This window comes from Proteus sp. STS61-E, from assembly GCF_040932335.1.
GTDB classification, from domain to species: domain Bacteria; phylum Pseudomonadota; class Gammaproteobacteria; order Enterobacterales; family Enterobacteriaceae; genus Proteus; species Proteus mirabilis_B.
The window spans coordinates 37,043-50,029 of record NZ_JBFQGE010000006.1 but is presented as its reverse complement, the minus strand read 5'-3'; the positions used below and the strand labels follow the sequence as shown (position 1 = coordinate 50,029).

Sequence of the window (12,987 nt, the reverse complement as noted above, 5' to 3'; positions counted from 1 at the left end):
AATGTTTGATAATGAGCAAAAACGAAAGAGAAACGCTCACGAGTGAAAAATTAAAACCACATCTGTGATACTAATCACAAATTATTTAACAAAAAGTATTTGATAAAGTTAACATATCACTCAAAATTGCACATCTTGAAAAATTATTCGACAACTGAGTAATACCTCACAGTAAATTTGATTGTATAAGTTTACTATTAAGTTCGTTAAAGAAAATTTTTTGATAACTTCACTGTTCGTTTTGTCATTATTTAATATCAACATATTAAAATAAAAGCCATCGGAGGCTAATATGTTAAGTCTGTTTAGACCTGCGCCACATAAAGCGCGTTTGCCAAAAGAGCAGATAGATCCTGTCTATCGTCGTCTGCGTTGGCAGATCTTTATGGGGATTTTCTTCGGTTACGCTGCTTATTATTTAGTAAGAAAAAACTTTGCGTTAGCAATGCCTTACCTTGTAGAAGAAGGGTTTTCTAAAGGTGACCTAGGTTTTGCTTTATCAGGGATCTCGATTGCTTACGGTTTCTCTAAGTTTATCATGGGCTCGTTCTCTGACCGCGCTAACCCTCGTTATTTCTTACCCGCAGGTCTTATTTTAGCGTCTTTAGTGATGCTATTTATGGGCTTTGTACCATGGGCAACTTCGAGCATTATGGTAATGTTCGTTCTGTTGTTCCTTTGTGGTTGGTTCCAAGGTATGGGTTGGCCTCCTTGTGGACGTACCATGGTGCACTGGTGGTCACAGAAAGAACGTGGCGGTATCGTTTCTATCTGGAACTGTGCGCATAACGTCGGTGGTGGTTTACCTCCATTACTATTCTTATTAGGTATGGCGTGGTTTAACGACTGGAAAGCAGCGTTATATATGCCAGCATTTGCGGCAATCTTAGTTGCAATGATTGCATTCGCATTAATGCGCGATACCCCTCAATCATGTGGTTTACCTTCAATTGAAGAGTACAAAAACGACTATCCACCTGATTATAAAGAAACTGACGAACAAGAACTGACTGCAAAAGAAATCTTTATGAAGTATGTGTTCCCTAACAAACTTCTGTGGATGATTGCAATCGCGAACGTGTTCGTTTACTTACTGCGCTACGGCGTACTGGACTGGTCACCGACTTATCTGCGTGAAGTAAAACACTTCGCAATGGATAAATCATCATGGGCTTACTTCTTATACGAATACGCAGGTATTCCGGGCACACTGCTGTGTGGTTGGATGTCGGATAAAGTGTTCAAAGGTAACCGTGGTGCAACAGGTGTGTTCTTCATGACCTTAGTAACTATCGCAACTATCGTATTCTGGATGAACCCAGCGGGTAACCCGAATGTTGATATGGCGTGTATGTTAATCATCGGTTTCTTAATCTACGGTCCTGTTATGCTGATCGGTCTGCATGCTCTTGAGCTTGCACCGAAAAAAGCAGCGGGTACAGCAGCGGGCTTTACCGGTCTATTCGGTTACTTAGGTGGTTCTGTTGCGGCGAGTGCTATCGTAGGTTACACCGTTGACTACTTCGGCTGGGATGGTGGCTTTATGGTCATGATCGGCGGTAGTGCACTGTCTGTTGTGTTATTACTTATCGTGATGGTTACTGAAACCAAACACAAACGTGAAATGCTTCAGAAGTACGAATAATCGCTAACTGATTATTTATGAAATTAGTTAAATCTCATCTCTAAAAACCAAGCCACATCAACTGTTTTGATGTGGCTTTTTTATTGCCAACTGTACATAACTTTGTTGTACGTAGAATTAAAATGGAGCAGCTTTATGAGTACATCTTTTAGAATAAAACCGTTAGTTGCAGGCGTTCTTTTAACTCTATCTTTAAGTGCAATCGCACAAGCGGCAAGTGATAAGGTCGTTATCGCTCACCGTGGTGCAAGTGGTTATTTGCCTGAACATACGCTTCCTGCCAAAGCATTAGCTTATGCCCAAGGCGCAGATTATCTAGAACAAGATTTGGTGATGACCAAAGACAACGAATTAGTCGTTTTACATGACCACTATCTTGATCGTGTAACAGATGTGGCCGATCGTTACCCTGATAGAGCAAGAAAAGATGGCCGTTACTACGCTATCGACTTTACCCTTGAGGAAATTAAGGGACTGAAATTTACCGAAGGTTTTGACATTGTCGACGGTAAAAAAGTCCAAAGTTATCCAAACCGTTTCCCTATGGGTAAATCGGATTTCCGTGTACATACTTTCCAAGAAGAAATTGAATTTATCCAAGGTCTAAACAAATCAACAGGCCAAGATATTGGTATTTACCCTGAAATCAAAGCACCTTGGTTCCATGAACAAGAAGGTAAAGACATTACCACCAAAGTACTGGAAGTGCTTAAACAGTACGGTTATACGAAAAAAACCGACAATGTTTATCTACAATCATTTGATGCTAACGACCTAAAACGCATCAAAACAGAATTGATGCCAAAAATGGGCATGGATCTAAAACTTGTTCAGTTAATTGCTTATACCGACTGGAATGAGACGTATGAGAAACAGCCTGATGGTACATGGACAAACTACAGCTATGAGTGGATGTTTAAGCCGGGTGCAATGAAAGAAATTGCAACTTATGCTGATGCTATCGGCCCTGATTACCATATGTTAGTTGAAAAAGATTCAACACCAGAAAAAATCACCTTAACAGGTATGTCTGCTGATGCTCATGCTAATAAACTGACCATTCATCCGTTTACTGTTCGTATTGATAAACTACCTAAATACGCAAAAGATGGTGATCAGCTTTACGACATTATTTATAACCAAGCAGGTGCTGAAGGTGTCTTTACAGACTTCCCTGATTTAGGGGTTAAGTTCTTACAAAAACAGGCTAAATAATTCATAACATTTTATTTATGCTCTAAATAATTCAAGGTGCAGCTAGGCGACAAATGAATGAGACTCTAGAAACATACATAAGTATGTGACGAGAGCGAATGAATACAGTCAACAACGCTGCAACTTGAAATATGACAAGTATCCTGCTCTTTCTTGTAAAAGAGTAGGATAATTGCGCCCTTTCTGATTGTATATTTCTTCATCTTTCTCTAACTTATCCTGATAATTTAATTAAAAATCATAATTACTTTTTAATTTAGCTATCATTATTTATTAAATATTTAGAGGAAGGGATCGCTATGACAATAATGGCTATTATTTTACTTATTCTTATCGTTCTTTTTATTGGTTGGGGAATTTCAATTTACAACCGTCTTATTGCGACACGTAATCAAGTAAGTAATCAGTTTGCGAATATTGACGTTATTTTAAAACAGAGAGCTGACCAAATTCCTCAATTAATGGCGGTAGCTGAAAAAGCAATGGAGCACGAAAAAAGTGTATTTATTGCATTAAGTGACGCAAGACAACGCTATTTTAAAGCACAAAATATTAATGAAAAAATTAGCGCTACAAATGAGATGAATACGGCACTACGAGGCATGATTGCCCTTGCTGAAAATTATCCGACGTTAATTTCAGGTGAACAACTCGCATTACTTCAAACAGCCGTTAGTGACGTAGAAAATAAAATTGCTCAACGTCGTGAAGGTTTTAATGATGCAACAACTCACTACAACACTGCGATAGAGATGTTTCCTGATAGCTTAATTGCCGGTCTTTTCCGCTTTGAACGTATGCAATTACTCGAAATACCAAAAGAAGAAATGAAATTTGAAGGCATCAAATTTAAATAACAATAAGTTAAATAACCGCATTAAGGATAAATTGCAGTGTTAATTTATTTTTTTATCGGCTGTGCTGTGGGCGCATTAATCTATTTTTTACGCAGTAAACGCTCTCAAGAAAAGAAGAACAATTTGGGTATTGTTCCCTTTTTAGGGATTGCTTTTGCTGCTGGAAATTATCTGTTTTTTTCGCGAGGAAATGACCTTTATCCTAGCGGTGAAGACTCTGTTGTTAATCTTATCTCCTGCATTGCATTCGCTGTCATTTTGATATTTTCCTATGGTATTTCAAATCATATTGGAAATATTGGTGAAAAGGCGATAAAAAATTATCATCAATTACAAATGGAAGGTGAGTCTAAGTTTTCGGCACTTGTTAACACCGTATTTATTAGCCTTTTGCTACTCTTTTTAAGCTTTGGCTTTTTTATTGACCATAGATTGTTCTTTTTAAGTTTCGTTTTAATGTTCGTTTATCAAATTGCCAAAAAAACACCTGAAAAGCGTTTTTTACGTTTTCAAAAAATTCTAGCGACATCTAAAATTCGTTCTTTAGCCATTGGGCTTGTTGAAATTGAAGGCAAGATAACTGCGGGCAAAAAACTAACAAGTCGCCTAGGCAAAAAAGAGTGCTATGGCTACTGCTATTATGAATATGACATATCCACAAATAAAGAAGGTAAGAAAAGCTATCGCCAAACACTCTGTGACAAAAAGATCAACAATTTCACGATGACAGATGATACCGGTTCGGTTCAAATTCTTGCAGCTGACAAACCTTTAATTCATCTTGGTATCGATCCTCACCAAGATCTGGAATATAACAATAAACGTTTTAAGGAGTACATCTTAGAAGCTGATACCACTTATTTATTAATTGGGAATGCAGAACCTATCAATGATGAAGTTGTTATCACACACAGTCCTCCTCACTATCTATTAGGTTTATCACCACAAGATTATGTTGTTAGTTGGAACAAAGCACGCCCCTTTCGTCGTAACTCGGCCATCATCGTTATTATTGCTCTTTTTGTTATCTTATCCATTCTCGTGATACCAATGGATTACCAAAACGGCATACTAACACTTTATTTTAATAGCACCTCTTCATCTTGGTAATTGATTAATATGGAATGGCTTATTTTCATCATTTTTATTCTCGCTTTGGTTTATTTTTTAATACGCCAATTAGTGATGATTTATAACAACATGGTGATGCTAAAGAACAATTGCTATAAAGCCTTTGCAAATATTGATGTTTTATTAAAAAAACAAGCCGACTTGATCCCCATGTTGATAGTGATTACACAAAAAGCGATGGATCATGAGAAAGTCTTATTTGAAAAATTAGCTGAAAATAGAGAACACTATTTATGCGCAGATGTATTAGACCAAAAAGTTGATTTAGCTAATCAGTTGTTACCTCAAATAAAAAAATCACTTATCATTGCTGAAAAATACCCAGAACTTATCAGCGGAAAAAACTTACACGTATTACAAGCACAAGCTAAAGAATTAGAAGAGTGTATTGCAGATAGACGAGAGTTTTTTAATCAATCCGTCACACTCTATAATACTGAAATACATATTTTTCCTAATGTATTGTTTAAATTGATTTTTAATTTTAAAGACATCCCTCTTTTCTATCCAAGTAGGGAGGCAACTTTATGATAGAAATTCCTTTTTCATTTTTTGGTATCACCGATTGGATATTAGGTCTTGGTGATCCCATCATGATTATTATGCTTGCCACATTTGGTACGTTATTTTCAATGGCGATTATTTTGCCATTAATAAGTATCACTCCTTTAAAAAAATATATGCCACAAATTGCAGGCGGGTTATTTAGCTCGGTATTTGTCAGCTTAATGGTCTTGATTAGTTTTAATTTAATACTCGGTGTTAATTCTGCATTAAAACTACTCTTAATCTGGTGGGTTATTTTATTTTCATGTATTACATATTGGTTTATTAATTATCGCTATATGAAAGACGTAACAGGGAATAAATTTGCGAAGTTTCAAGAAAAAGCGCTTGAAGCAGAAGAAAAGCGAAGACAAAACCGAAAATCAAAAAAATAAAAGAGAGCCTAGGCTCTCTTTTTTAATTCTCATCGATAGATGAACTTATGCCCTGTAAACAGGAAACGCAATTATATCGCTAATATGCTCTAAACCAAGCGCCAACATAATGAGACGATCAACCCCTAAAGCCACACCAGAACACTCTGGTAATCCGGCTTCAAGCGCCGCTAAAAAGCGCTCATCAATAGGTTGCTCTGGTAATCCCATTGCCACTCGCTGACGATTATCGCGTTCAAAACGATGGCGTTGTTCTTGTGCATCCGTCAGCTCACGAAATCCGTTCGCTAACTCAACACCTTTAAAATAAACTTCAAAACGCTCTGCTACACGATGATCTTCAGAGCTAATTTCAGCTAATGAAGCTTGTGATGCAGGGAAATGATAGATAAAGGTTGGCTTTTCTAAACCGATATGAGGTTCAACCCCAGAAACAAATAGCAACTGAAGTAACGTATCTTTATCTTCTTCAGTATCTGCAATATTTGATAAATCCAGTTTTGCAGCCACTTCACGTAATTTTTCTTTATCAACAGATAAAGGGTCGATATCGAGATAACGCAGGAATGCTTGTTGATAAGAGAGTGACTCTGATGCATCACAATCTAAGACTTCTTGCAGTAGATCATCGACTTCATTCATCAACCGGTACATATCAAAACAAGGGCGATACCACTCTAGCATCGTAAATTCCGGATTATGATATCTACCGGCTTCCTCATTACGGAAGCAACGCCCCATTTGATAAATTGGCCCACTGTTTGCAGCTAATAAACGCTTCATGTGGTATTCAGGGCTTGTCATCAAATAAAGTTTTAGCCCTTGAGAAGCGCCAGGCCCCACAAATTGGGTTTCAAATGGGTAAAGATGAACATCGGTAACGGTAGCCTGACTCATCATAGGTGTTTCAACTTCTAACACACCACGATCAGCGAAAAAACGCCTAATATTACTGACTATTTTCGCCTTTTTTAGCAAGTTGGCGATTGAGGCGCTTGGCTGCCAATCCGCGATTTCACTCATGAACGAAAAACTCCAACAGAAAACAAAGCATGCAGTTTACTCGCATCCTCTTCAACAGACAAATTTCCCCTAATAAAGAGAGGTTTTATTTTATATTTTTTCACCAATCTTTTCTTTTTTTAAGTAAAAACACATAAGACAAATAAATGTAATTCTACAAAACATCTATTTTTTGGCACTTTTTATCGTTTAAATAAACATCAATTCAAAGTAAGAAACTCAGTGATTTTTCGCTATTTTTATAATAAGAGTTAATTGGAATAATTCTTTTTCTCAATTACAAATAACAATAAACTAACACTATGCTTATATTTAAATAGCCAAATTCATCTAAACTTCAAAGTTAACTTTCTATTTAAATCTACGTATTTTGATTAGTATTAAAAACCTTTAGAAATATTATTAATATTTTATTAACAATTAACAAGACAAACCGATTTGTTTTAGATAAATAGTAAAAAATTTATTTTAAAATTTGGAATGTGTTTTTATTAATTTAAATTAGACTTAAGAAAGATAAAAACATTTACCCTTTAAAATCAACATTTAATAAAAAATCATTGTCATTTTCAATTAAAGTTATCTATACTTTCAAAACAGGTTATTCATTACTATTTATAATTTTCAATTTAGAAAAATATATTCTATTTGATCTTCAAGTTTCTCTGGCAGCTTATTATCAAAACCCAGAATTCTTGGTGTGGATCACACTTTTTTTGCGAAATACGGGAAAACCATCATTCATATCAAATTTCGGTGCCCTACATTTCGTTATACTAAAATTACAGTCAATGATAATAAAGATGTTATCAAGCGCAGTCACAAGGCAGTGAAACAATTTCGTTACGGATAGCTTAAAAAAATAGCATTACAAATTAATAATGTCAGTGAATTGAATTCTAGACAATTATTCCAATTTTCACTTGAACAATGGAGAAGCGCAGTGCAAACCTTTAATGCCGATATAGCGATAATCGGAGCCGGGGGCGCAGGCTTACGAGCAGCAATAGCTGCAGCGGAAGCGAATCCTCAACTGAAAATTGCTCTGATCTCAAAAGTTTACCCAATGCGTAGCCACACCGTGGCAGCAGAAGGCGGATCAGCAGCAGTGACTCAGGCTCACGACTCCTATGATTTCCACTTCAATGATACCGTTTCAGGCGGTGACTGGTTGTGTGAACAGGATGTCGTAGATTACTTCGTTGAGCATTGTCCAACAGAGATGACTCAACTAGAACTCTGGGGCTGTCCTTGGAGCCGTAAAGAAGACGGGTCAGTCAACGTCCGACGTTTTGGTGGGATGAAGATCGAACGGACCTGGTTCGCAGCCGATAAAACCGGCTTCCATATGCTACATACCCTGTTCCAAACATCCTTAAAATATCCACAAATTCAACGTTTCGACGAACATTTCGTTCTCGATATTCTTGTTGATGAAGGTCACGCTCGTGGTCTTGTTGCGATTAATATGATGGAAGGTACGAAAGTTCAAATTCGTGCTAACGCTGTCATTATGGCAACAGGTGGTGCAGGACGCGTTTATCGTTTCAATACCAATGGCGGTATTGTTACTGGTGATGGTATGGGTATCGCTTTACGTCATGGCGTTCCACTGCGTGATATGGAATTTGTTCAATATCACCCAACTGGCCTACCAGGTTCAGGTATCCTGATGACCGAAGGTTGTCGTGGTGAAGGTGGTATTCTGGTTAATAAAGATGGCTATCGTTATCTGCAAGATTACGGCCTAGGACCAGAAACCCCATTAGGTAAACCAGAAAATAAATACATGGAATTAGGTCCTCGCGATAAAGTTTCTCAAGCTTTCTGGCATGAGTGGCGCGCAGGCCGTACCATCAAAACACACCGTGGTGACGTTGTTTATCTTGATTTACGTCATCTGGGTGCGAAAAAACTTCATGAACGTCTGCCATTTATTTGTGAACTGGCAAAAGCGTATGTGGGTGTTGACCCAGTTAATGAACCAATCCCTGTTCGTCCTACTGCTCACTACACGATGGGTGGTATCGAAACTAACCAACAAACTGAGACTCGTATTAAAGGTCTGTTTGCGGTGGGTGAATGTTCATCTGTTGGCTTACACGGCGCTAACCGTTTAGGTTCTAACTCACTGGCAGAACTGGTTGTATTCGGTCGTCTTGCAGGTGAAGAAGCGGTTCGTTGTGCACAAGAAGCAGCGCCTGCTAACGCATCAGCATTAGATGCTCGTACTCGTGATATCGAAGATGGCCTGAAAAAACTGATGAACCAAAAAGGTTCTGAAAGCTGGTCACAAATTCGCGATGAAATGGGTGAATCAATGGAAGAAGGTTGCGGTATCTATCGTACACCTGAATTAATGCAAAAAACCGTTGATAAACTGGCTGAATTAAAAGAACGTTTCAAACGCGTTGAAATTAAAGACACCAGTAGCGTCTTTAATACAGATTTACTGTACAAAATTGAGCTTGGCTTTGGTTTAGATGTCGCTGAATGTATGGCTCATTCCGCAATCAATCGTAAAGAGTCTCGTGGTGCACACCAACGTCTTGACGAAGGTTGTACTGAGCGTGATGACGTGAACTTCCTGAAGCATACTCTGGCGTTCTATAACCCAGAAGGTGCCCCTCGTTTAGAATATAGCGATGTGAAGATCACGAAATCTGCTCCTGCTAAACGTGTCTATGGTGGTGAAGCGACTGCACAAGACAAGCAGAATAAGGAGAAAGCGAATGGCTGATGACATGAAGCACATTAAAATGGAAGTCATGCGCTATAACCCAGAAACGGACGAAGCGCCTCATTTCGTCACTTATGATGTTCCTTATGATGAGCAAACCTCATTACTGGACGCATTGGGTTATATTAAAGACAATTTAGCGCCTGATCTTTCTTACCGTTGGTCTTGCCGTATGGCGATTTGTGGCTCTTGCGGCATGATGGTCAACAAAGTGCCTAAATTAGCTTGTAAAACGTTTATTCGTGAATATCCAGACGGTGTAAGAGTTGAAGCACTGGGTAACTTCCCAGTTGAGCGTGACCTTGTTGTCGATATGACTCACTTTATTGAAAGCTTAGAAGCGATCAAACCTTATATCATTGGTAATGATCGTAAGCCTTCAGAAGGGACGAATAAACAGACTCCTGCTCAAATGGCGAAATACCACCAATTCTCTGGTTGTATCAACTGTGGTCTTTGCTATGCAGCATGTCCGCAGTTTGGTCTAAACCCAGAGTTTATTGGCCCAGCAGCGATTACATTAGCTCAACGTTACAACACAGATAGTCGCGACCATGGGGCAAAAGAGCGTATGCCTCAGTTAAATGGTGAGAACGGTGTCTGGTCTTGTACCTTTGTTGGCTACTGTTCTGAAGTCTGTCCAAAACATGTGGACCCTGCTGCCGCTATTCAGCAAGGTAAAGCAGCCAGTGCGCAAGACTTTGTCATTGCGATGCTGAAACCACGTTAAGGAGGAAACAAGACATGACAACAAAACGTAAGCCTTATGTTCGTGGCATGCAACCAAACTGGTGGACGAAACTTGGATTCTATCGTTTCTACATCACCCGTGAAGGGACTTGTCTTCCACAACTTTGGTTCAGTCTGGTTGTACTGTTTGGTGTATTCGCACTGAAAAATGGACCAGAAAGTTGGGCAGGTTTCGTTGGATTCCTGAGCAACCCAATTGTAATGCTGATTAACATTGTGACCCTTATTGCAACGGTCTTCCACTCTGCGACTTGGTTCAAACTTGCACCAAAAGCAGTGGTTATCGTTGTTAAAGATGAAAAAATGCCACAAGAACCTATCGTTCGTGGTTTCTGGGGTGTCACTATCGTTGTTACTGCCGCTATTCTGGCAGTGGCGTTAATTTAACCCAGGAGGAAATAATGAATCAGAATCAACTTCCTAAGCGCTCTGATGAACCTATTTTCTGGGGATTATTTGGTGCAGGTGGTATGTGGAGTGCGATTGTTTCTCCAGCAATCATCATCCTGCTCGGTATCCTAATCCCTATGGGTATTGCGCCAGAAGCATTTACTTACGAACGTATTATGGCATTTAGCCAAAGCATCATTGGTCGTCTGTTCTTACTGCTAATGATTGTTCTACCAGTTTGGTGTGCATTACACCGTATTCACCATACTCTGCACGATTTTAAAGTGCATGTACCTGCAAGCAAATGGGTATTTTATGGTGGAGCAGCAATTATCAGCGTTATCGCTATCATTGGTGTATTTACACTGTAATTGATTAATACGTAAGATAAAAAGCCACTCAATTTTTAAATTGAGTGGCTTTTTTATAGGTAAAATTCAGGTTTAACTGGCTAGAGCTAATTTTATATTTACTAGGATTTGGTCTTTTTAACTTAGTCTTAATTCGTTAGGTATTGTAATACATTATAAATTCTTCTATCCCTTCGAAATCCTTAGCCACACAATAGGCTATATCACAGTTATATCACCACAATACCGTAGGCAACAATTTTTTTAATTACATCTATCTTATTAAAAAATTCTTTAATAAAGCAAGCATCCGAATCATTTGTCCTAAGTTTAGTAGATTCCGCTCTCAAAATAGGTCATTGCATTTAAATTAATGAGCTCATAATTAAAGATTATAAAATAATTATTTATTATCAACTTATTACTTACACTAATTTTATTTTTATGCCGCATTTATTATTTAAAAAATGCCGCATTTCTTCCCATAGAGTTTTCTCTAGTGTATGCTTTCTGTACATAAAAGGAGGTTCTATGACAGCCGCAAATCAGATTAACCAAAAATTAAAACGTTCAAGGCGCTATGTCTTTGAACGTAAAGATTTTGAAGATATTGCCAGCTATGACCAAATTGGTCGCGCGCTTAATCAATTGATCAAACAAGGTAACCTGATGAAAATCGGGTATGGTCTCTATACCAAAGCGCAGAAAAACAGCCTCACTGGTCGTCTAATGCCCACTAATCCTGGTGGTACAGATGCACTCTTACGTGAAATTCTTAAGATGAGAGGTGTCAACTTTGAAATAGATGCCCTATCTTTGCAAAGTCTTGCTGGTAATAGTACACAAATCCCTTCATCTATAAGGTATTCGTGGGACCCAAAACAATTTAATCGTAAGCTAGTTATTGGTAATCGAGTACTTACTTCATCAAGTCATAAATGAAAAAACTAAAAAATCAATTTTTAGAGGTTTCCGATGCTTTATCACTCGGAAACCCAGCTATTCCTGAAAAGGATTACTGGGTAGTAGCTTTATTAGCTCAATTAGTCACACTTAATTTTGACACACACCAAATGGTCTTTTCTGGCGGAACAGCTCTCGCTAAATCCAATGTGAGAATATTTAGGATGTCGGAAGATGTTGACATCAAACTTATTCCAACGACTATCTTTAATTCTCTTGCCCATGATAAACGCAAAGCGAAACGTAAAGCTTTATCAGAAGAAATTGAAAATCTCCTTACCCATCAATCAAGCAATTTTTCTATTGAAGAAAAAATAGTTCGCGATGAATATCGCTACATTGAATATCAATTAAGATACCCACAACAATTTAACCAAGCCCCCTGTTTACGTCCGATAATCAAACTAGAGCTAATAGAAACTATTCTTCCACTTCAAGCTGAATATCGTAGTATTCAATCACTCGTTTCACAGTTATATCGCCAGACTCAAGAAGTCCACAAATTTGCCTGCGTCACAGTACAATCTACATTAGTTGAAAAAGTTATTTCTATGTTACGACGTACCATGCAAATTAAACGCGACCCTAAACGTAAAGACGATCCGACGCTAGTACGCCATATTTACGATATACATTGTATTAATATAGACCAACATCTTGATTTTGAAGACCTAGTTCCTCTTTTTCAAATTGTGTTACAAGAAGATGTGAGGCGTTTTGGCAATCAACATTCAGAATTTGTTATTAACCCAATTCAAGAATTACAACTAGGTTTGAAAGAGTTAGAATTTAATCCACTACATTATCAAAGGTTTACAAATTTCGTCATACCAATGGTGTTTAATACCGAAAGGCCTAATTTCGATACCTGCTTTGCCTCATTTAAGAATGTAGCTCAGTCATTAATGATTAATAACTAAAAGAAAGGATAAGCAAAATTCCCCCAACGCTAAACACCACATTGAGGGTTTTTTTATGAAAA

13 protein-coding genes are annotated in these 12,987 nt (G+C 37.9%); 12 read left to right on the top strand and 1 reads right to left on the bottom strand.

Annotated features, from left to right (window positions below; genetic code table 11):
* Positions 1-292: 292 nt before the first annotated feature.
* From glpT to AB4J89_RS13985, 6 genes are all read left to right on the top strand, one after another.
* Positions 293-1,645: a glycerol-3-phosphate transporter gene (gene glpT / locus AB4J89_RS14010; RefSeq protein ID WP_088493858.1), complete on the top strand. Its 1,353-nt coding sequence runs from the start codon at positions 293-295 to the stop codon at positions 1,643-1,645.
* Positions 1,646-1,780: 135 nt separating this feature from the next.
* Positions 1,781-2,860: a glycerophosphodiester phosphodiesterase gene (gene glpQ, locus AB4J89_RS14005; RefSeq protein ID WP_088493859.1), complete on the top strand. Its 1,080-nt coding sequence runs from the start codon at positions 1,781-1,783 to the stop codon at positions 2,858-2,860.
* A 299-nt stretch (positions 2,861-3,159) separates the two neighbouring features.
* Entirely contained in the window at positions 3,160-3,717 is a 558-nt protein-coding gene (locus AB4J89_RS14000) for a LemA family protein (protein ID WP_088493860.1), read from the top strand.
* Between the two features lie 36 nt (positions 3,718-3,753).
* Entirely contained in the window at positions 3,754-4,827 is a 1,074-nt protein-coding gene (locus tag AB4J89_RS13995) for a metallophosphoesterase family protein (RefSeq protein WP_368469654.1), read from the top strand.
* A gap of 9 nt (positions 4,828-4,836) precedes the next feature.
* Complete coding sequence (locus AB4J89_RS13990) at positions 4,837-5,379, top strand: LemA family protein (RefSeq protein WP_368469651.1); 543 nt, start codon at positions 4,837-4,839, stop codon at positions 5,377-5,379.
* A complete protein-coding gene (locus AB4J89_RS13985) occupies positions 5,376-5,789 on the top strand; it encodes a hypothetical protein (protein WP_088493862.1) in 414 nt (137 codons plus the stop codon). The genes AB4J89_RS13990 and AB4J89_RS13985 overlap by 4 nt, the downstream gene beginning before the upstream one ends.
* Positions 5,790-5,834: 45 nt before the next feature.
* Here AB4J89_RS13985 and epmA read toward each other — a convergent pair whose 3' ends face one another.
* On the bottom strand, positions 5,835-6,812 hold the full coding sequence (epmA, locus tag AB4J89_RS13980; protein WP_088493863.1) for an elongation factor P--(R)-beta-lysine ligase: 978 nt from the start codon (positions 6,810-6,812) through the stop codon (positions 5,835-5,837).
* A 943-nt stretch (positions 6,813-7,755) separates the two neighbouring features.
* Here epmA and frdA point away from each other — a divergent pair.
* From frdA to AB4J89_RS13950, 6 genes are all read left to right on the top strand, one after another.
* On the top strand, positions 7,756-9,552 hold the full coding sequence (frdA, locus tag AB4J89_RS13975) for a fumarate reductase (quinol) flavoprotein subunit (RefSeq protein ID WP_088493864.1): 1,797 nt from the start codon (positions 7,756-7,758) through the stop codon (positions 9,550-9,552).
* Positions 9,545-10,282: a succinate dehydrogenase/fumarate reductase iron-sulfur subunit gene (locus AB4J89_RS13970; RefSeq protein ID WP_075672948.1), complete on the top strand. Its 738-nt coding sequence runs from the start codon at positions 9,545-9,547 to the stop codon at positions 10,280-10,282. The genes frdA and AB4J89_RS13970 overlap by 8 nt, the downstream gene beginning before the upstream one ends.
* Positions 10,283-10,296: 14 nt before the next feature.
* On the top strand, positions 10,297-10,689 hold the full coding sequence (gene frdC / locus AB4J89_RS13965) for a fumarate reductase subunit FrdC (protein WP_088493866.1): 393 nt from the start codon (positions 10,297-10,299) through the stop codon (positions 10,687-10,689).
* A 14-nt stretch (positions 10,690-10,703) separates the two neighbouring features.
* Positions 10,704-11,063 (top strand): fumarate reductase subunit FrdD, encoded by a 360-nt coding sequence (gene frdD, locus AB4J89_RS13960; protein WP_088493867.1) that lies wholly within the window; start codon positions 10,704-10,706, stop codon positions 11,061-11,063.
* 510 nt (positions 11,064-11,573) lie between these two features.
* Positions 11,574-11,984, top strand: a complete 411-nt coding sequence (locus AB4J89_RS13955) for a DUF6088 family protein (protein WP_088493868.1) — start codon at positions 11,574-11,576, stop codon at positions 11,982-11,984.
* Positions 11,981-12,925: a nucleotidyl transferase AbiEii/AbiGii toxin family protein gene (locus tag AB4J89_RS13950; RefSeq protein WP_368469647.1), complete on the top strand. Its 945-nt coding sequence runs from the start codon at positions 11,981-11,983 to the stop codon at positions 12,923-12,925. The genes AB4J89_RS13955 and AB4J89_RS13950 overlap by 4 nt, the downstream gene beginning before the upstream one ends.
* Positions 12,926-12,987 lie beyond the last annotated feature (62 nt).

Excerpts from the sequence above, each read along its gene's own strand:
- frdC (WP_088493866.1), top strand. The coding sequence starts at position 10,297 with ATGACAACAAAACGTAAGCCTTATGTTCGTGGCATGCAACCAAACTGG.
- AB4J89_RS13950 (WP_368469647.1), top strand. The coding sequence starts at position 11,981 with ATGAAAAAACTAAAAAATCAATTTTTAGAGGTTTCCGATGCTTTATCA.
- epmA (WP_088493863.1), bottom strand. The coding sequence starts at position 6,812 with ATGAGTGAAATCGCGGATTGGCAGCCAAGCGCCTCAATCGCCAACTTG.
- AB4J89_RS13985 (WP_088493862.1), top strand. The coding sequence starts at position 5,376 with ATGATAGAAATTCCTTTTTCATTTTTTGGTATCACCGATTGGATATTA.
- AB4J89_RS13970 (WP_075672948.1), top strand. The coding sequence starts at position 9,545 with ATGGCTGATGACATGAAGCACATTAAAATGGAAGTCATGCGCTATAAC.
- AB4J89_RS13955 (WP_088493868.1), top strand. The coding sequence starts at position 11,574 with ATGACAGCCGCAAATCAGATTAACCAAAAATTAAAACGTTCAAGGCGC.
- AB4J89_RS13990 (WP_368469651.1), top strand. The coding sequence starts at position 4,837 with ATGGAATGGCTTATTTTCATCATTTTTATTCTCGCTTTGGTTTATTTT.
- glpT (WP_088493858.1), top strand. The coding sequence starts at position 293 with ATGTTAAGTCTGTTTAGACCTGCGCCACATAAAGCGCGTTTGCCAAAA.
- glpQ (WP_088493859.1), top strand. The coding sequence starts at position 1,781 with ATGAGTACATCTTTTAGAATAAAACCGTTAGTTGCAGGCGTTCTTTTA.
- AB4J89_RS14000 (WP_088493860.1), top strand. The coding sequence starts at position 3,160 with ATGACAATAATGGCTATTATTTTACTTATTCTTATCGTTCTTTTTATT.
- frdD (WP_088493867.1), top strand. The coding sequence starts at position 10,704 with ATGAATCAGAATCAACTTCCTAAGCGCTCTGATGAACCTATTTTCTGG.